This is a genomic window from Empedobacter tilapiae, from assembly GCF_004785645.1.
GTDB lineage: Bacteria > Bacteroidota > Bacteroidia > Flavobacteriales > Weeksellaceae > Empedobacter > Empedobacter tilapiae.
In genome coordinates this window covers 82,752-101,905 of sequence record NZ_SRPE01000008.1, presented here as the reverse complement: position 1 = coordinate 101,905, position 19,154 = coordinate 82,752, and the positions used below count along the sequence as shown (strand labels likewise).

General features: G+C 29.8%; 18 protein-coding genes. All 18 read right to left on the bottom strand.

Annotated features, from left to right (window positions below; genetic code table 11):
• Window positions 1-3: 3 nt before the first annotated feature.
• The 18 genes from E4J94_RS12130 to E4J94_RS12045 all read right to left on the bottom strand — a co-directional run bounded on the left by E4J94_RS12130 (window position 4) and on the right by E4J94_RS12045 (window position 19,139).
• The gene (locus E4J94_RS12130) at window positions 4-1,470 is read right to left on the bottom strand and encodes a protein phosphatase 2C domain-containing protein (RefSeq protein ID WP_135836070.1); all 1,467 of its coding nucleotides are present in this window, start codon (window positions 1,468-1,470) and stop codon (window positions 4-6) included.
• Between the two features lie 2 nt (window positions 1,471-1,472).
• Window positions 1,473-2,516, bottom strand: a complete 1,044-nt coding sequence (locus E4J94_RS12125; protein ID WP_135836069.1) for a TerY-C metal binding domain-containing protein — start codon at window positions 2,514-2,516, stop codon at window positions 1,473-1,475.
• Between the two features lie 11 nt (window positions 2,517-2,527).
• On the bottom strand, window positions 2,528-3,166 hold the full coding sequence (locus E4J94_RS12120) for a vWA domain-containing protein (RefSeq protein WP_135836068.1): 639 nt from the start codon (window positions 3,164-3,166) through the stop codon (window positions 2,528-2,530).
• Window positions 3,167-3,169: 3 nt separating this feature from the next.
• Window positions 3,170-3,808 carry a vWA domain-containing protein gene (locus tag E4J94_RS12115; RefSeq protein ID WP_135836067.1) on the bottom strand — a complete coding sequence of 213 codons (639 nt, stop codon included), beginning with the start codon at window positions 3,806-3,808 and terminating at the stop codon, window positions 3,170-3,172.
• Between the two features lie 8 nt (window positions 3,809-3,816).
• Window positions 3,817-4,497: a TerD family protein gene (locus E4J94_RS12110; protein WP_135836066.1), complete on the bottom strand. Its 681-nt coding sequence runs from the start codon at window positions 4,495-4,497 to the stop codon at window positions 3,817-3,819.
• Between the two features lie 34 nt (window positions 4,498-4,531).
• Entirely contained in the window at window positions 4,532-5,143 is a 612-nt protein-coding gene (locus E4J94_RS12105; RefSeq protein ID WP_135836065.1) for a TerD family protein, read from the bottom strand.
• Between the two features lie 2 nt (window positions 5,144-5,145).
• On the bottom strand, window positions 5,146-6,108 hold the full coding sequence (locus tag E4J94_RS12100) for a hypothetical protein (RefSeq protein ID WP_135836064.1): 963 nt from the start codon (window positions 6,106-6,108) through the stop codon (window positions 5,146-5,148).
• Window positions 6,109-6,115: 7 nt separating this feature from the next.
• A complete protein-coding gene (locus E4J94_RS12095) occupies window positions 6,116-7,192 on the bottom strand; it encodes a toxic anion resistance protein (protein ID WP_135836063.1) in 1,077 nt (358 codons plus the stop codon).
• Window positions 7,193-7,198: 6 nt separating this feature from the next.
• Window positions 7,199-7,753 carry a TerD family protein gene (locus E4J94_RS12090; protein ID WP_135836062.1) on the bottom strand — a complete coding sequence of 185 codons (555 nt, stop codon included), beginning with the start codon at window positions 7,751-7,753 and terminating at the stop codon, window positions 7,199-7,201.
• Entirely contained in the window at window positions 7,693-8,562 is an 870-nt protein-coding gene (locus E4J94_RS12085; RefSeq protein ID WP_135836061.1) for a phosphoribosyltransferase family protein, read from the bottom strand. Before E4J94_RS12085 ends, E4J94_RS12090 begins: the two co-directional genes overlap by 61 nt.
• A gap of 2 nt (window positions 8,563-8,564) precedes the next feature.
• The gene (locus tag E4J94_RS12080; RefSeq protein ID WP_135836060.1) at window positions 8,565-9,230 is read right to left on the bottom strand and encodes an HAD family hydrolase; all 666 of its coding nucleotides are present in this window, start codon (window positions 9,228-9,230) and stop codon (window positions 8,565-8,567) included.
• A 7-nt stretch (window positions 9,231-9,237) separates the two neighbouring features.
• Window positions 9,238-9,816 (bottom strand): TerD family protein, encoded by a 579-nt coding sequence (locus E4J94_RS12075; protein ID WP_135836059.1) that lies wholly within the window; start codon window positions 9,814-9,816, stop codon window positions 9,238-9,240.
• 848 nt (window positions 9,817-10,664) lie between these two features.
• Window positions 10,665-11,048 carry a hypothetical protein gene (locus E4J94_RS12070; RefSeq protein ID WP_246034321.1) on the bottom strand — a complete coding sequence of 128 codons (384 nt, stop codon included), beginning with the start codon at window positions 11,046-11,048 and terminating at the stop codon, window positions 10,665-10,667.
• Between the two features lie 24 nt (window positions 11,049-11,072).
• A complete protein-coding gene (locus E4J94_RS12065) occupies window positions 11,073-12,101 on the bottom strand; it encodes a hypothetical protein (protein WP_135836058.1) in 1,029 nt (342 codons plus the stop codon).
• Window positions 12,098-12,457, bottom strand: a complete 360-nt coding sequence (locus tag E4J94_RS12060; RefSeq protein ID WP_135836057.1) for a hypothetical protein — start codon at window positions 12,455-12,457, stop codon at window positions 12,098-12,100. The genes E4J94_RS12065 and E4J94_RS12060 overlap by 4 nt, the downstream gene beginning before the upstream one ends.
• Before the next feature lie 165 nt (window positions 12,458-12,622).
• Window positions 12,623-13,624 carry a hypothetical protein gene (locus E4J94_RS12055; RefSeq protein WP_135836056.1) on the bottom strand — a complete coding sequence of 334 codons (1,002 nt, stop codon included), beginning with the start codon at window positions 13,622-13,624 and terminating at the stop codon, window positions 12,623-12,625.
• Complete coding sequence (locus E4J94_RS12050) at window positions 13,624-14,565, bottom strand: hypothetical protein (protein ID WP_135836055.1); 942 nt, start codon at window positions 14,563-14,565, stop codon at window positions 13,624-13,626. Before E4J94_RS12050 ends, E4J94_RS12055 begins: the two co-directional genes overlap by 1 nt.
• 2 nt (window positions 14,566-14,567) lie before the next feature.
• Window positions 14,568-19,139, bottom strand: a complete 4,572-nt coding sequence (locus E4J94_RS12045; RefSeq protein WP_135836054.1) for a fibronectin type III domain-containing protein — start codon at window positions 19,137-19,139, stop codon at window positions 14,568-14,570.
• Window positions 19,140-19,154 lie beyond the last annotated feature (15 nt).

Below are 19,154 nucleotides of genomic sequence, written 5' to 3'. Positions count from 1 at the left end.
ATCTTAGTATATAATAGCTAAAGTTCTGTCATCATGATTTCCTTTGCTCCAAAAATCCATCCAACGAGATAATTGATTTTCTATCTCAGAATCATTTATAAAGTCAACAATTGCTTTGTCTTCATTTTTTCCACTTAAATCGTGTAAAAAGTTCTTCCAAGTTTCCATATTTTCTAATTTACTTTCAACAACAAATTTTGGATCATAAATACCATCTGTCATCAAAAATAATTTCGAAAAGTCTTGGAAACAATTTATTCCGAAACGGTTGACCATATCAGGTCTAGAAAAAATTTCTGGCATTGTAATAAAGCGAGTTCCACCTCCAAATTCTCCTACATCAAGAAAGTTAAGTAGTTTCACTTTTGTATCATTTTCTTCTAAAATATTAATTGGGCAATCTCCAACTCCAAAAGATAAAATTACATATCCAAAATCGAATTTTTTAATTAACGTAAATATCAATGTTGTGTGAAGATCTTTCAACGTAAATTCATTATTACTAGCAAAGGTTTCTAAATCTGTATGTAGTTTTTTTACCTGTGTGTAAAGAGAATTTATAATAAGACCTTTAATTTTCAGTTTAGAATCTTCGATTGTTTCAGGTGTTGAAGTTTCTATAATTGAAGATTCATCTGTAACTTGATTTAAATCGATTTCAGAGTTATTTGATTGATTAATTATTGGTTGTTCAGAATAATAATTAATTATTTGTTCTGATAAAGTTTTCAATAATTCTTCATTTTCAAAAGCTTTAACAATATTTTCAGTTGCAAATTTAGAACCTGCTCTAGCGAATTTAGCAGAACCTGCTCCGTCTGCAAGGGCAATAATTGACCAATTTTCGGGTAATTCTTTTACCATAAAATCGTCATCTCTTGTAGTTCCTTCATGAGCATGAGAGCGACCACGTTTAGAGACTACAACAATTTTTTTATTTAAAAATAAAGAAGAAAAAGAGGTATCATCATCTTTTGAGAATCTGATGTCTTTTGCACTAGGTTTATTCAGCCAAAGATCTTTGGGATCTGCATTTACAATAAAAGGAATTTGTTTTATATCTAATGTTAGATTTTCATCTTGTGTACTATAAAACTCAATCTGAATTTCTATTGTATTAGCTATTGTTGGTGTGCCAAAAATAGTGTTTTTTTCTTCGTCAAATTGTAATCCTACAAGTTCTAAGTTTTTAATATCACTTATTTTAATTGAAGGAAAAGAAGACATATCAAACGTGTAATTATATTCCTTTTTTGCATTTGCATTTGGAATATAAATATGAGCTTCTCTAAATTCTTCTTTGTATATATTCATATAAAAGATGTCTAATATTTGTTGCTTTATTTCTTTAATAGATTTAGATAGTTCATATACTTTCTCATTTTCCATTAATTTTGAAATAGTTGTATCTACTATTTTTGAATTTTCTATTTCTTTTTCTTTTAGGATTTGAGTCAATAAATTTTCCATATTTATCCTAAAGTTCTATTAATATCAAAGTCTTCTTCTGACATACCATAATACCCTTCGTTTCCACACCATGGACATTTTGCTGGACCATCTCCTTTTATACAATGAATTCCTCCACATTGGCAAGTTGCAAGAGCATAACTATTGCCACAAGCAGGACAACTAGGATTACCATATAGTTCATCCGCAGAAATTTTAACTTGAGATTTATTTGGATCTGAGAATTCTTGATAAGAGTTTTCGTCTATTTTGAATGCGCATACTACTTTAAAATATGATGATAACAAATCCATAAAACCAGAATTTTTAAAATCCTTTTTATATTTGATGAGATACGATTTTTCTGTATCAGAGCATTTTCCTCTTATTACAACTGTATTTTCATCAGGAATTTCATGTTTTTTCGTTAAATCAATCTTCTCTACTAAATCAGAATTAGCTTTGCTTAGATTAATTCCATCAGTATTGGTATTGTTTACATTTTCACTTGTTGCTTTTATAGATGCTGTAACCCATTTAAAGAATTCTTTGTACGAGTTCACATCAGTATTATTAAACAACAATACTTGGTCAGATAATTTTCCTAATAAATTTAAGTTGGTATTATCTCCTATAGAAATGATAATTAAATTACTTTTTCCTTTGTAATTAGAGTTCCAACGCCCAATTGCTTGATCAGTAGAATCTGTTGGAATCCCATCTGTAAATAAAAATATAATTGGTTTCCAATCTCCTTTTCTTTCAAAAGTTGTCTTTACAATATCTCTATCAATAGCATTCATTAGTTCTTCTAATCCTTTTGATAAAGATGTTCCACTACCAATTGGAATTTTGGGTGGATAAAATGTAATAATATCTTGTAAAGGTGTGATTATTTTACTTTTACCTGCAAAACCAATAATTGATAACCAAACAGTTTCTAATGCGTAAGGATCAGTTTTAAGTTCTTTTATGATTGTAGCAATACCATCTTGAACTTGCTCAATAGGCTCTCCCACCATTGATTCTGAAACATCAATAAGGAAGTATATGGGTAATCTTCTCATAGTTTTATGTTTTACACAATAATATTAAGTTCACTTGGTGGTGGTGGAAGTGTCATTGCTTCACCTGTACCTTGAGATTTACTTCCCATTTCGATAGATGAACTTACCCATTGGAAGAATGTTGTAAGTGTTGATACATCAGTCGTGTCTAATTTGACAACGTTATCTGTTAAATCTTGTAAAAAACTTACTTCTGCTTTTGGTCCTGCTGCACAACCTACAATTACGCCAAAATCTAATGATTTAATTTTCGGAACAATTTCTCTGTATTTTTGCAAATCAGAAGGTTTACCATCAGTAAATACAAAAAGTAAAGGTTTCCAATCTCCTTTTACATCTTCGGACCCTCTGACAATTTCTTTGTTAACAAGCTGATAAACCATCTCCAGTGCTTCTCCAGTATGAGTAGGTCCACTATCTGGACATTTAATTTCTACAGGATGAAAGCTTGCTAGATCTATCAAAGGAATTAAATTTTTAACTTCTCTATCATAGGTAATGACACTAAGATGCAAAGAATCCATTGCTTGAGGATCAGATCGCAACATACTTATCAAACCATTAAATCCATTATTTAAGGCTGCTATGGGCTCTCCTCTCATAGATCCTGAAGTGTCTAAGAGGAAATAAGCTAATAATCTTCTATTCATAAATTAAGAAACAATTACTAACTCTGAAGGCGGTGGCGGTAATTGATCTATTTTTTTCAAATCAATTCCAGATTCTTCTACTTTTGTTGATGTTGTAGAAATAGATGCTGTAACCCATTGAAAAAATTTAGATATACTATCTGAATCAGCACTATCTAATCTGACAACTGAATCAGCAATTTGTTTTAAAATAGAATCATCTGCTGCACTTCCCGCTGCACAACCTATTATTAATCCTTTATTTATTGCTTTTATTTTTGAAAGACCTACTTGCCAATCATCTGTTGGTACACCATCACTCATAATAAAAGTTAATGGTTTCCAGTCTCCTTTTTGTTCTGTTGTAGTTTTGGTAATTTCAGTTTCCATTCTATCTGCAAGCAAACTTAATGCTGCCCCCAAAGAAGTAGTACTTTGAGCTTTAATATCAACCATTTGAAAAGAAGCTAAATCTGTTAAAGGAATAATTTGTTTAGCTTCGTGATCAAAAGTAATTATGCTAATAAAAGCTGTTTCAATAGCTTGTGGATTTTGACGTAAAGAATGAATCATCATTTGAACTCCATTTTTCACAGCTTCTATAGGTTCTCCAGACATTGAGCCTGAAGTATCTAATAATAAATAAACAGGTAACCTTCTCATAGTATAGATTATTTATAATTCTGTAGAATTCTTTGAATGGTTTGAATAAAGATTTTATCATCTGATGGTTCTCCTATCGCATCAAATTTCCATTCACCATTGCGTAAATAAAGTTTTCCTAATACTAAAGCTCCTTTACCTCTGTAACTAGAATCTGTAACGATATCATAATTAGAATGTACGTTATCTACTCTAGTTGGAGTTCCTTCATACATTCTTATTTTGGCAAAAGGTATTTGCGAAAAATCAAAATTTTGACCTTTGTTAAGGTAAATATTTATAAAGAAAAATATCTTATCAATATTTGGACTTAAGTGATTAAGATCAACTGAAATAATTTCATTATCTAAACCATCGTCACCTCCGACATCTCCTTGTCTATCATCACCACTATGACGAAGACCTCCATCTTTGGAAGATAGTTTTCCTAATGGAAAATTATTATTGGATAACCAAGCATTATAATCTGGAGAATAAATCCAATCTACCATTTCATTATTAGAATCAAGCATAACACAGCTTAAATCTAAATCTACATCTTCTACAACTTTCTTAGATCCCATGCCTAAGAAACCAGGTTTAATAGTTTCTATTGCTCCCCAGTTTACACCAACACAAAAATTAGTTAATGCTTCTCCCGTGCTTTTCCTTAAGTCAATTTTTTGACCTTTTTGTAAATTAATTGCCATTTTTTTATAGTATTTTAGTAGGTATTGTTATTTTTTATAAATAATTATGTCGAACTGTTTCTACAGTCTCTTGTAATTTTTTATCGCTTGTTGGCTCTCCAACTGCGTTAAATTTCCACTCTCCATTTCTTTTATAGAATATACCTAAAACCATAGATACATGTCCTGAAAAACCTTCACCTTTTGCAATATTATAAGTTGCAAAAACTTCTGAAACTCTTGACGGTGTTCCTTCATATATGCGGATTGAAGCAAATGGTATAGTTCCGAAATCTTGTCCTTTATAACTATTAAGTACAAATGCTACAAAATTTACGTTAGAATTAAGTCTTGAAAAGTCTAATGTTATCACTTCATTGTCTAAGCCATCATCTCCTGAAACATCACCTGTCAAATCATCTCCGCTATGACGAACGGCTCCATCTTTAGAAGCCAATTGACCAAAGTATATAACATCTAAAGGATTTTTGTTCTCGTCATATAAAACACAACTTGCATCTAAATCGACTGCCTCTTTAGAGATTCCTCCAAGCCACCCTTTCTTTTCAATAGCTCCCCAGTTTACACCAACACATACATTTTGCAATGTGCTACCATTATCTTTTTGTAAATTAATTCTTTGTCCTTTTTGTAAGTTAATTGCCATAGTTATTGTAATTTGTTATTTAAGTTTAAATCAAGCATAGCGTTAAGTATATTCATTTCTTCATCTACATCAATCACTTGATTAACGATATCTTGATTTTCTAATGTTTCTTTATATTTTTGTAAAACAGATAATATATCTTCAGACAAATCTGTTTTCATATGCTCTGATTTTAATTCTAATTCTTTATTTCTCAACACAAGGTCATCGACAATATTTTTCTGACTCGATACATTAGGAGAAGTATCTAATAGAAGCATGATATCTTTTGCTAAAAAATAAAATTCATTCGTTTGTAAATTCCAAATAAATTGATCTTCTGTATTTGTAATTTTAAATAATTCGAATATTTGATTATTACTGTTATAACCGCAAACAAAACGAAGCATAAAGTTGTTCAAATTGAGTTTTCCTAATAACTTCTTTTCAACATCTACGTTTTCAAACTCATAATATTTTGTTTTTGGAAGACTTAACAAATAATTGATTTGATCAATCCTTCTGTAATAATTCATCGCATAATTATTAGAAAAATTTCGAATTATCTTGCTATCAAAATCCATCCTAACTTCTACCATATTATAGTAAAAAGATTTTAAATAATCTGAAACAAAACTATTATGAAATTTCTTGTCTAAATGAAATCCTCCCACATCGTTATTTGAGTAACTTTCGATATATTCTTCATTCTTGTCTATTTCGGTATAGATAGCAAGAATGTTGGCCTCTTTCTGTTTTTTGATTTTTTCCAACAAAACAATAAGACTATCCGTATATTGTAGGTGAAAAAGCTCGAGCTTATTAATATCTAAATCGTTTGGTGATTTTGTATTAAAATAAGACTGAATAAGTTCTGTCTTTATGATGATATTAATAAGATCTGCTTTATCAAAAAACTTACTTAGAAGCTTTAATTTTTGTAATCTTTTTTTACTTTTTTTTATTATCTCTTTGTCCTGATCCAATTTCTATTTAAGAATTTTGAATTTGTTTTTTCAAAGTATCTTCTAATTTTTTTAATTCTACATCTAATTGCTGTCTAGACTGCGCACCTTGTTGTTGTATTTGTTTAACTTCTGTCAAGGTATTAATCAATGAGTTTGTTGTTTCTCTTAAAGTATCCATAGAAACTATTGTTTGCTCATTTGCTTTGGCTACATCAACTGTATTTTGTTGAAGTCTTTGGGCATTTTTTCTAAGAATTTCTTCTGTTGTAGATGATACTTTTTTCTGAACTTCTATATTTTGTTGTTGACGATGCATCGCAACTGCTAATGTCAATTGATTTTTCCAAACGGGTAAAGTTGTTGTCAAAATAGTCTGCGCTTTTTCCGCTATCGATATATTGTTACTCTGGATTAATCTAATCTGTGGCAATGATTGCAAAATGATAAATCGAACAACTTTAAGATCTGCTAACCTTCTATCTAATCTGTTAATGAAATCTCTTTTATCCGAAATCTGATAATCTTGATAATTATCAGGATTTGAATCCATTACTGCTAACTCTTCGTTCGATTTTTGTTGCTTTATAGTTCCTGCAATTATATACTCTTCAATCTTAGAAACCGAATCTATATTGTTCGTAAAAATGGTTTGTAAAACAGCATTGTCTTTTGTAGAAGTAATAATTCCTGCATTTACTTTATTAGAAATATCAGAAATATTATTGACAATTTTATCATATTTAACAAACAGAGTTTCTACAGAAGTTACCATATTTTTAAAGAATGGTAATTTCTTAAAAAACTTCTTTACAGAACTACCTTCTAATTCATCTACATCAACATAGTTAAGTTCTATCAATAATTTATTTATTAATTCTCCTACTTCTCCAGAATTTGATTTTCTAACATTATTAAGAAATGAATCACTTTGATTAGCTAAAGAATTTTGCAATTCTGATCCAAAACTTATTATAGAGTTTGGATTTTGCTCATCGATAGAGTTTACAATACTATCATATTTTTGTAGTTCTAAAGTATTTATTTGAGAAAGATCTACATTCCCATTCTTATCTATAGCTGTGTTGGTTATTTGTAATTCCATTTTTTTTTACTGATATAAGCTTAAATATTTAGCAAGACCTTCTCTTTGTCCGTTCCCTACAGCTTCAAACTTCCATTCTCCGTTTCTTTCATAAACTCTTCCAAATTCAACTGCTGTTTCAATAGAAAAATCTTCATCTAATTCATATTTAAGAATTTCTTCATTTGTGTCTGTATTAAAAATTCTAATAAATGAATTTCTTACTTGTCCAAAATTCTGATTTCTAGAATCTGCTTCATGTATTGTAACGACAACAATAATTTCTTTTACTCTTGGATCTACACCTGTAAGGTCAATTTTAATTTGTTCGTCATCTCCATCTCCATCTCCTGTTAAATTATCTCCTGTATGTGTTACAGCTTTATCAGGTGTTTGTAAGTTATTATAAAAAACAAAAAACTCATCTGAAATTATTTTTTTGTTTTCATCTAATACAAAAACAGATGCATCTAAATCAAAAGAACCTCCTGTAGAAGAATTATTTGCATCCCATCCTAAACCTATAGTGAATTTTGGTGCGTCAATATTTTGTCTTTGTCCTTTTTGTAAGTTGATTGCCATTTTATTTTATTTTTTAATTGATTAATATTGTTTTTATATTCTTCTACTTGATGATAGTTGTTACTAATTGCAAGTCCTAACATTTGATTTAGCTGTTCTTTTGTTATATTTTGACAAACGAATTCAAAATCTTCATTCTCCATCAACAAAATATATTTTGTGATTCGTGTATTAAAATGAAAATGTTCGCTATTTATAACATCAACCAGATCTTTAGCAGATTTTATTTTATAATAATTATAGTGATTCTCTATTTTTGGATGAATACTTGAATTCATTAATTCAGCAAAATAAACAAAAATAAATTCACCATTAACATGATATTCTTTTAATATTTTATCTACTGTTTTTTCGTGACTTCCTGTAATTTTAATATCATCTATAAATATACAAAATTTGCCATCTACAAAGTGTTTGTCGATATAATAAGTATCATTCGAAATTAACTTAATCCTTTCTTCAAAGCTCATATTCCCGTAATCATCTACATAAGTTTGTTGACGATGTATTTTACCTTCAATACAAGCTGATTTTCCATTTTGAAAAAGAAAATAATTGAGCATTTCTTTGAAATAAGAACAAAGAAAATTAGATGCTGTAGGGATTGAATGATATGGACTTGGAAAAAGAATAATCTCTTTTTGTTCTAAAATCTCTGTACCAAATTCTGTTATAAATCCATCAAATAAGTCTTCTGCAAAAAGTTTGGCATAATAGGTATCACCAAACTTAAATCTACTATATCCTGCCTCATCAAAAGGGCAGTTTATTTCTTCATGTATTTTATGTAAACTGAATCTTTTATTCATTGTTAATCAAATTTCACTAATTTTCCTTGAATCCCATATTCCAATGCTCCATTATAATCAGCAAAACTATTGTCTCCAATATGAATAATTTTACTTTTATCTATATCTTTTATTTCTAATGTCTTCTGGTAAAGATATTCAAATATTTTAATATTTGGCTTAGAAAAACCTACTTCATCAGAAAAGATCATAAATGAAAAATAATCCGCTAAACCTAAGTCTTCCAATACCTTTCTCAGCGAATTACCATGTATAAAAGCTGTATTACTAAGTATATTTGTTGTTTTTCCTTGATTCTTTATTTCTTCTAATATCACGTAAATATCCTTCCACAAAACCTCTGGTAGGTTTTCTAGAAATAGTGTATCTGCTAATGCAAAAAAATCTGTCAATTGAGGAGTAGTTATCTGAGTAATATCTTTTTTTAATGCATCTAAAATTAAATAAAAAACCTCTTCTCTAGGAATATGATTTCCTGTTTTTTCTGAGATTTGGTTATATAAATTATCATAATATCTTATTGTTTTATTAATTTCTTCTAGACTTTTATCAATAGAAAAAAAATCTTGAAGTAATTTTGTTCTTTTCGGTTTAAATTGAGGATTAGACTTAATTATTGTCATCCACAAATCAAAAGAAAAGTGATCAAACGATTGTATATCTATCACTAAAATTTTATTTAATAATTGATCCGTTGTAATATTTTTCTAGGAAAAACCCTAAATCTGCTTTGTAACCAATTCCAGATGCTTCGAACTTCCATGCGCCATTTCTTTTATATAAGCGACCGAACTCTACACCTGTTTCTATTGAAAAATCTTCGTCTAATTCGTACTTAGCCACTTCTTCATTATTATTGTTATTATCAACAATACGTATATATGAGTTGCGAACTTGTCCGAAATTTTGCTTTCTTCTTTCAAAATCTTCAATAGTTACAACAAAAAGAATTTCTTCTACTCTAGAATCAACTTTACTTAAATCTATTACAATTGCTTCGTCATCATCACCGTCACTGTTTCCTCCCGTAGGATCATCCCCTGTATGTGTCAAAGCTCCATCTGGTGAATTTAAATTATTATAAAATATAAAAAAGTCTTCTCCAACAAGTTTCCTAGAAGAATCAATCATAATTGCTGATGCGTCTAAATCAAAAGCATTTCCCGTTCCTTCATTAGGATCCCAACCAAGACCTATTGTTAATTTTGTTAATCCGATATCAATTTTTTGTCCCTTTTGTAAATTAATTGCCATTTATTATTATTTTAGTTTTTATAGTTGTGTTATTTTTTGCATATGACTTATGATATGTTGGCTAAATATACAAAAAGCTTTGTAGTTTAAAATACGGTTTTCCGTAATTCAAAGTTATTAATCTTATTCAATTATTATGAATTTATAAATAAGTCTATTTTTAAAACGATTATTTCTAACATTTTCGTTAGTTATATCTTGATTAGGAGAAATTTTACTATAAAAAACAATAGTATTTTATTTAACTGTTGTCCATTTTTGATTAGTGTGATTTATTTTATTTTATTGAAAATCAGTAAACTATATTGTGTATAAAATATTTAAAATAACAACTTACTTGGGAATTAGAAATATTCGAATACATTAAAAAATTTTACAACAAAAAAACATAGTTTTTTGAATTATAAAATTATTAAAGAATTTAATCAACGAAAAATAAGTTATAAATATGTTGTTTAACTTATACTGTACATTTTGTTAGTGTAATCAATTCCATACGTACGCATCAATTTTGGATCGCCTGATTCTATTTTATCGTTTATGCCTAAACTTGAGATGTCTAAAATAGGTTCTTCAACAATTTCAAAATCTACGCCGATTCCTTTGTAGGTTTTTATTTTTGGGCGAACAATCGCGCTTTTTGTTGCAATCTTTTTATTTCGCTAAATCGCTACGCAAAAAGGATTTACACGCCAATCGCTGTCGCAAATTTTGGTTTTCAAAGAACTTACTCAAAATTACCCAATAGTAGAGATTAGTCCACTATTGGGCAAAATTATTTTATGGTTAATTTATTGTTTATGTGTTTTTTACGAATCACCAACACATCTGATACACTACCCTAGCTTTTACAAATCCGCGCGATCAAGTTGACTGGCTAATATATCTTTCAATTTGTGAATTATAAGATTACCTTTACTATCTAGAATAGTAAACAATTCATCATTAACTTGGGGTTCTTTATAGAAATGACCATCAATTTCTATTTCCTCACCCTGAAATACAACTTCCTTTTTCTCAGTATCGAAAATATCATAGGCATTAGAAATCATAGATACATCATTTAATTTAGCTGTATAGTAGATATATCTATCTTTTGATCTAGAAATCATTGATGTTACTTGAAATATTTCTGGAATACCTAAATCGTGTTCTTCTACAAATTCCATTATATCTGCTTCGAATTGTCTGTCTGCCAAATATTTTATTTCAAATCCTTCTATTGAATTCACAAATTCTTTAGGTCTATTTCTTAATTATCCAAAAACATAAAGGTTATTCTCTGTAGTATGCACAAAGAATTTTCCATTGCTCGATTTTAAATCTTTTACTAAACCTTTTTCTTCGATTTCTGTATGAAATACTAATTCCATGGTTTCTATATTTAAAGCTCCTACTTGCTGACCTCTTTGTTCAGAAAAATACAAGTAAGGATACTCAACTGTAAAATAATCTGGCGAAAATCTAAATTTCACTTCTGTTTTTCCTAAATCTACATCGCCTATTTTATCGTCTATTATTTTGTTTAATGGAAATAGTGTTTCTGATAAATCAATACGATTTACTTCATACGTTTCGGGGTTACTTATCCATAAAGTTTGGTCGTATAATGTATAGCCTAGTCCATTTATTAATTTTTTACCCAGTGTTTCTTCTGTGCGATAAAGTTCTTTACCTGTATTAACATCTAATACAATAGAAACATATTTATTCTGTGATAAACCATTTGTGCGTAAATGAAGTATTAGCTTTTCTTGGTAAACGTAATAATAGCGTAACAAGACTTCTTCTGAATCTAATAAGTCTGTAAATGATTGTTGCCAAATAGTTTCATTATTTATAATATTTTTTAAAGTAATTAAATCTTTATTCTTTGAAATAAAACACTCATCTTTAATTAGTGATAAGCTTCTATTGTATATATTAATTTCAAAAAAACTAATAATTTCGTAAGTATTTTTATCTATAAAAACCCAATATTCATTATCGATACTTTCATACTGCCCAAAATAATTACACCTATTTTTTCTTTTATCTATATCATTTCTAATACCTAAATAATTATTCAAAGAATAAATACTTTCCAATGTATTAATGGAATAAAAAATGGTTTTACCAGCGTTAATATCATAAGTAAAAAGTTTGTCATCAATTCGCGAAAAACCATTAAATTTCCCATCTATTTTATTTCCATCTATCAATAAATTATTTTCATAGACAGTGATTAAGTTTCCTCTAAATGTTACGTCAAAAACATCACAATTGTATTTAGATATATACTTCATTTGAATACACTATTAAAATTTGACTGGTTATTAAAATGTTCAATTATTGCTTCAGCAATTTTATTCCTTTGCAACTCTGTTATCCCCCTTAAATCATCTCTTCCTAAGATCTTATTAGCTTTCTCAGCAGGAATATTTTTTAACATCTGTCTTCCCTCATTAGAAGAAAGATATTCAATCATTTTATCTTTTGTAAGTTTTTGTCCTTTGATACGCCATTGTAAGTTGTTAAAACTTTCGATATTATTTAAATCTCGTTTTACAAACTCATCCAAAAATGTTTTCTGTGAAACAGTTTTATCACCTCCATACCATTTGAATTCTATCAAAAGATCGTCAGCACTACTTGAAGTCAATCCTTTATCATTTACAACAATATCTATAAAACCGTTTGAATCATCTATTTTACTTACCCTTACTTCTCGATTTATTGTTTTTCCAGTAAAGGTTTTTGTGTCCTTTGAGATGTCTTCTAAAATATAAAAAATGCCTTGTTTAGAATTGTTGGCAGAGCTTTTGAATTATTCACGTTCAAATAAATACAATGTATTTTCACTATCTTTTACACCAAAATATTTATCATTAGCTTGTGGAACATCTACAAAAAAATGAAATTTATCTTTTATTTCTAGTTCATAACTCCATTCTATTTCTAGTGTTTTTGTATTAAATATTCCGGTGATGTTATTACTTATAGATTGTGATTTGTTATTACCAACAAAATAAATAATATCTCCGCCATAATAAGATCCATTGACCATAGAAAAATCCTTGAAATCCTTTTTTATAAAAGCTTCTTTTGTTTTTGTTTTTGTGTCTATCTCTATATAATAGAGATAAGCCAAAATTTTGATTACACCTGTTGTTTCGTCTAAAAAACAATTATTAATAAAAAATGAAGTATCTAGTGTTTTATTTAATGATTCGAATTGATATTGTTCTTCTCCTGTATTTATATCTAAAGCCAAAATTCTATTTCCTGAAAATAGTATCCAAAGTTCATTCTCATAAACTCCGATAAATTTTTCTAACTTGGTCTCTTCGTAATCTAAATGTAATTCGTTATAAAATTTAGGAAAACTAAATTGATAAGTCCATATTATTCCTTTATTTTTTATAAACAATGATAATAGATTATCATTGTTTATAAAAAATAAATATAAATTTTTATAAATATGTGAATTCACAATTTTACCAAAGCAGACAAAATCATCACTAAAAAATATTTTATTTTCTTTTATATCTCGATAAAGAAATTCTTTTTGGGAAATAATATCATAAATGAATGTTTCTTCTAAAAACTTTAATTGGTTTCCATTATAATCATAAAATGTATTTAAACTTTCTATTGTAAATACATTAAAAAAATCATTTTTAAAAATTACACCCCAATAATTATCATTCAATTCTATTATAGGTATTTCGTCATTCAATCTAAATATAGAACTATCTTTAATAAAATAAATCTTATCTTTAATAATTTGCCAATTACCTATTTTATCTTTTATTTCTAATATTTTCATTATTCAACAATTATATTTTTATAAATTTTGCTATCAAAATTATTTATTTCATCTAAAAAGTCTTTAGGTGTTTCTATATTTTCTCCAAACTGTTTTCTAATATTACTTATACTCATACCTCCTTTTTCAGTTGGTTTAAAAATTTCATTTACATTCTTCTTAAAAACTTTCTGAAATTGCTCTTTTACAAATCTAGTAGGATTGTCTGCATCTGCAAGTTTCATTATATTGGCTGTATAACTAAAATCTTCTCCAGATTTTAAATATCCCATTAATTGATCAACACTACCAGTGTTATTAGGAAAATTTTCCCATGTTGTTTTTTTGTAACTTTTATATTCTCCTAAATGAGTTCTACCGTTAATCGCTCTTTTTATATCAGCTTCAAATTGTCTGTCTGGTAAATATTTTATTTCAAATCCTTCTATAGAATTTATAAATTCTTTAGGCTTGTTACGCAAAGTATTCAACATAAAAGCTCCTCCATCGGCTTTTGGACCACTTGCAGACATTTCTGTTAATACTTTTATTACATCAGGTTTATCTTTGAAAGTGATAAGAGCCCAATCTAAATCATCAATTATAACATGCATAGGTGGTAATCCCTTATTACTACCTGATGTACATGTTGTACAACGTACATTTTCACTCTTTAGATTATCAATAATTTTTTCAATTCTTCCTGGATTATTTTTTATATAATCGGATTGTTTCTTTGTAAATCCAGCTAAAGCCTCTAATGTATTAGGATCTTGTCTTAACTGTTTAGATTCAGAAAGTATTTTATAAGCATCATAATTTTCTACTGGAGCATTTTTGTAAAATGCTTTAAAAGCATCATTTTTAGAATTAGCTATGTCAATAAATAAATCATTTGCCCAACATTGTGCATTTAGGATAATTCCTAGAAATACAAAAACTATTAATAATACCTTTTTCATAATTAGTTGCATAAAATTAATTTAGGATTCTTTTCTCTTAGATTCTTCCAAGCATCGAATGCGTTCTGATTGTCCAATGCTTTTAATACATCTGATGATGCATTACCAAAATCTTTTTCAAAAATCTTTTTCAATTCTGGATCATTTAACCATTTTTTCAGGTTTGGATAATCTTTTATTAAATCATCTATATGAGAACCTGTTAAGTTATCCAAAGCTTTTTCGATTTCAGCTTGGTTCTTACTTTCTATTTTTGTTAAACGATTTCCTGTTTTGGTTTCTATTAAAACTGTACCAGCTCCTTCGTCTACTAATTTCACACCTTTACTTGCTAATTTTCTATCGAGTTGTATAGATGCTTCTAGTAGGTTGTCACTTAATTTTGTAGCTAATTTTAGTTTATTTAAAACAGATACTTTTGTTATCGCCCATTCTCCCGCTGTAAATACGATTGGTACTACCATTACGGTAATTTCACCATATCTATAGGCGCACATATCAGCAATAGAACCATCTTTTAATTGGTACTGATCACACTCGGTAAAATAATTTTTAATAAAACTATCTCCTACTTCTATCGCTTTTTCTACAACAGTAATACTACTATTTGCTGGTGGAAATAAAATAACTTCTAAGGCTTGTCTTGGACTTGCTGCTTGATTTTGAGAAATTTTTTGAAGATTCTTGTAATAATCTACATAAGATTTCATCGTAACAGAAGCTCCTCCTTTTACTAAAGCTACAACACCTTCTACTATCTGTACAACATCTACGCTAGCTGCCAACTCATGTGTTGCACCTGTAATAAATTTAACTGTTGAAGATGAATTTTTACAACTTTCTTCATTTGTTGCACAATACAATATTCCAAAGAAACCATAATAGGTTGCTGCACCCACTTCCATCGCTATTTGGTCTGCTCGTGGTACATTTTTGTAAGCATATGTTCCTTTTAGTTCCTCTAATGCTTTGTTTATGTACTCTTTGGCACAAGTATCTCCTGATTTTCCTGCCTCTGGTAATAATTTTATTAACCAATCCGGGGTTTCAAAACTAAAATCTATTTTTAGTTCGCCATTTGCTTCTAAAGTTGCGATGACATGATTAGATTTTTTTAACGCTTCTGCTAGTTTCTGTTCATAATCAGGGTCATTTTTATCTAACAATGTGTAGGTAATGTTTTTCTCCGGAAACTGTGCTTTTATCTTATCTTCAATAATTTTATTAGCTTTTTGTAACAGTTCTTCATTGGTTTGTGTCCCATTACCATTAGAATTTCCATCACCTCCTTTATCTTCTTCTTTTTTATCTTTATCTATTACTTGAGGATTAGCAGAACTACATCTAGTTATACCAGCTTTGTAATAGTTACTGTTTGTAATCTTCACTTTAGATAAAGTAGCATAATTAGATGTGAAATAATCAGCTAATTGTTCTTTACTATTGGTTTTTACATCTCCATAAGAAACCAACATATATTTCACAATACAATTAGATAAATATTGATAAAGGAATACTTCTTTTGAGCTTTCCAAACTAGTATTTCTATTAAATTTGGATGAATGTTTAGAAGCATTTATTTTCTGATTCTTTGCATTTACATATTCGTTCTCAGTTGAATCCCAATAAAAATAATCTTCATCATTATCATCCCCAAATACAAACCCACTTAAAGTACCTACTGGTACATTTACTCCATCCTTTTTATAAATATATTTGCTATCGACTAATATTGGTTTTAGATTTGGATCTAAATCATAACGACCAGCCAACTCTCCCTCTTCCTGTCCTTGGAAACCATAGAACTTAAATGCTGGATCACCTATTTGTTGCCAATCTTTGTGCGATAGGATTTCACTTTCACTATAATCCATTAACAATTTTGTGTTGTTTGCTGTTGGATGTTCAAGCTTAAAGATTCCGTGTCCTAATTCGTGTGCGGCTGTTTTGGTTGGTGCATTTTTGTACACATACCCAAACTGTCCATTTAGGCGCATATAACCTGCTTGTCCTGTAGAAGACGATTTGTCTGTTACAAATAATACATAGCGTAATTCTTTACTTCTTGTGTTTAAGTAAAGATTGTTAATTTTTATCTGATCACTACCATAGGTACGCATCAATTTTGGATCGCCAGATTCAATCTTTTGTCCTATTCCAAGGTTTGAAATGTCTAAAACATTTTCTTCAACGATTTCAAAGTCTACTCCAATAGCATCATAAACTTTCAACAGATTTTTGCGAATGTTAGTCAAATCAGTTTTTGATTTGTCATCCAACGGAACCAAATGTACTTTGGCTTTTTTCTCTTTAAGATGCACCAATTTAAACGAGCTAACGACTTGTTGTTTCGCTAAAGAATCTTTTGGTACAAGAACCGCGATTACATCTTCTTCTTGGTAATTGTAAGCACCTTTTAGCGTCAATTCATAACGGCGATTGGTTTCCGATAATTTGGTTTCGGTTGCCTCAATCTTCTTACCTGAACGTAGTGTTTTGAAAACAATTTGTGCGTCTGTTAACGAAGCGTCTGTTAGCTTAACATCTGCTTGTAATATATCCGTTTGTCCATTGACAACTAATTTGTAAGGTATAGCTATCGTTTGTCCTTTACTGTCTTTTACTGTTTCGTAATCGCTTATCGGTAAATTCGTTTTGTCTTGTGTATCAAAGCTAAATTTAGTGTATGGAGTTTCCTTATTTTTAAAAGGAATTTCTTGCCATTCTAACTCAATTCCTTTAGCCGTGTATTGATTGACCACAGCACCTTTTCCACTTCCCGAAACGCCATCTGTATTTTGTCCGTTAGAAGCGCCACTTGGGTCGACTTGTCCTCCTTTGGTAATATTTCCCTCTTTGTCTACTTCCCAAATAGTACCATTAGGATCTGTAATCGTTATATCCTTTCCGCCTTCATAAGTCTGACGTGGTGGTTCTTCTCCATTTTTACCTGGTGGTCCGATGATTGTGATCGTTCCTGGAGGTGGTGTTGCACTATACACAATAGAGTCGATAGGGAAATCACTCTTAATTTCCTTGATTCCGCCATCGCCAAATATGCTGTCTATTGTTCCTGAAACATAATGAACTGCAGATTCTGTAGGATCATACGTCGTTTCAACTATACCACTAATCAACTGACGATCAGTATTAATCTGAATATTACTAAAACTTACTTTTACTTTCGTATCCGCTAAATAAGGAACAACAATATATCCTTCGCCTGAATATGTTCCATTACCAGTTGACTTGATGACCGTTACAGGAAAATCTCCTGCTGTAAACACTTCATTGGCAACTAACATCGTTTGTAATGGTGCTTTATTGGTAATGTTGATGTCTGGCATCATCCCACATTGAACAGTGTTTGAGGTGTCTTCGCTATCCGTCGTGAAATATTGAATATTACTGTACGAATAGGCATTGTCTACTCCATTCTCGTAACCATTGTTATACGTTTGAGCAAGCCCACAAACAGCGCCTACACGGTATTCATATTCTGTTTTATCGGCTAATCCAGAAATGTAAATCATTTCTTGATACGCTTCTTGCTCCATCCAAGCGGTTGATGTTCCTTTTTTTCGGTACTGAATACGATAAAGACCATTTGGTTTTTCTCCTGGATACGACCAACGAATTTCAACACGTCCGCGCCCTGCATTTTTTGCAGATAAAAAACTTGGAACTTTACAATCTTGGATATAATCAAAATAGAAAATTTCTGATAATCCATTGTTCTTATACACGCCATTGTCTTCGGTTGCATTCCCACCTAAAACAGGATTCCCAGATTTCGCTTGTACTTGCCATGCATAGCGTTTACCTGGTAACAATTGGGTTTTATCAAATCCATAAAAAAGGGAATTGCTGTACACTTCTTCTTTCCATAAAACTGGTGAAGCCAAGAAAGCTGTAACGGGATCACGTTGAAGATCCCAAATCTCTTTCATGGTAAATATATAGCGCGTATTTGGAGCAACTTGTCTTGGCATCCATTGAAAGACAATATGCTGAATTTCATTTTGTTTTTGAACTAATTCCTTGTTTTGAGGCAACGAAAGCATTGGTGGATCATATTGCACAAAATAAGCAGTAGAGCATGATTTACGCGACAATGTTCGACCTGTATTGACATCTACGACTTCAAAACAAAAATTATATTGTCCTTGTGGTAAAGTTTTGGCATAATTTGCAGCTGAAATTCCCGAAAGGTTCTGTAATTGAAATAAGGTTCTTAACTCTACATTGGTTAAGATTAACGGTACACCTGGAGATAACGTAATATCTCGCATACCGTTTATATATTGATTCGAGAGCGCAATTGGTGTGGCATTCAAACCACTTTCTAACGAAAAACGTAAACGAACTTGATGACTTGGTTCCATCAAATCGGTCATTAACAACTGAAGTTGTAACTTATTCTCATTCGTCGTCGCATAATCTCCTAATTTTAGACTATAAGGTGGTATCAGTACAGGCGTTACCTGTACTGGATATTGTTGGGCTCCAACTAACTGAAGTAGAAAAAGGAAACTTAAGATTATAAAGCGTTGAAATATGATTAGGTTTTTCATCTTTTTTTAGGATAG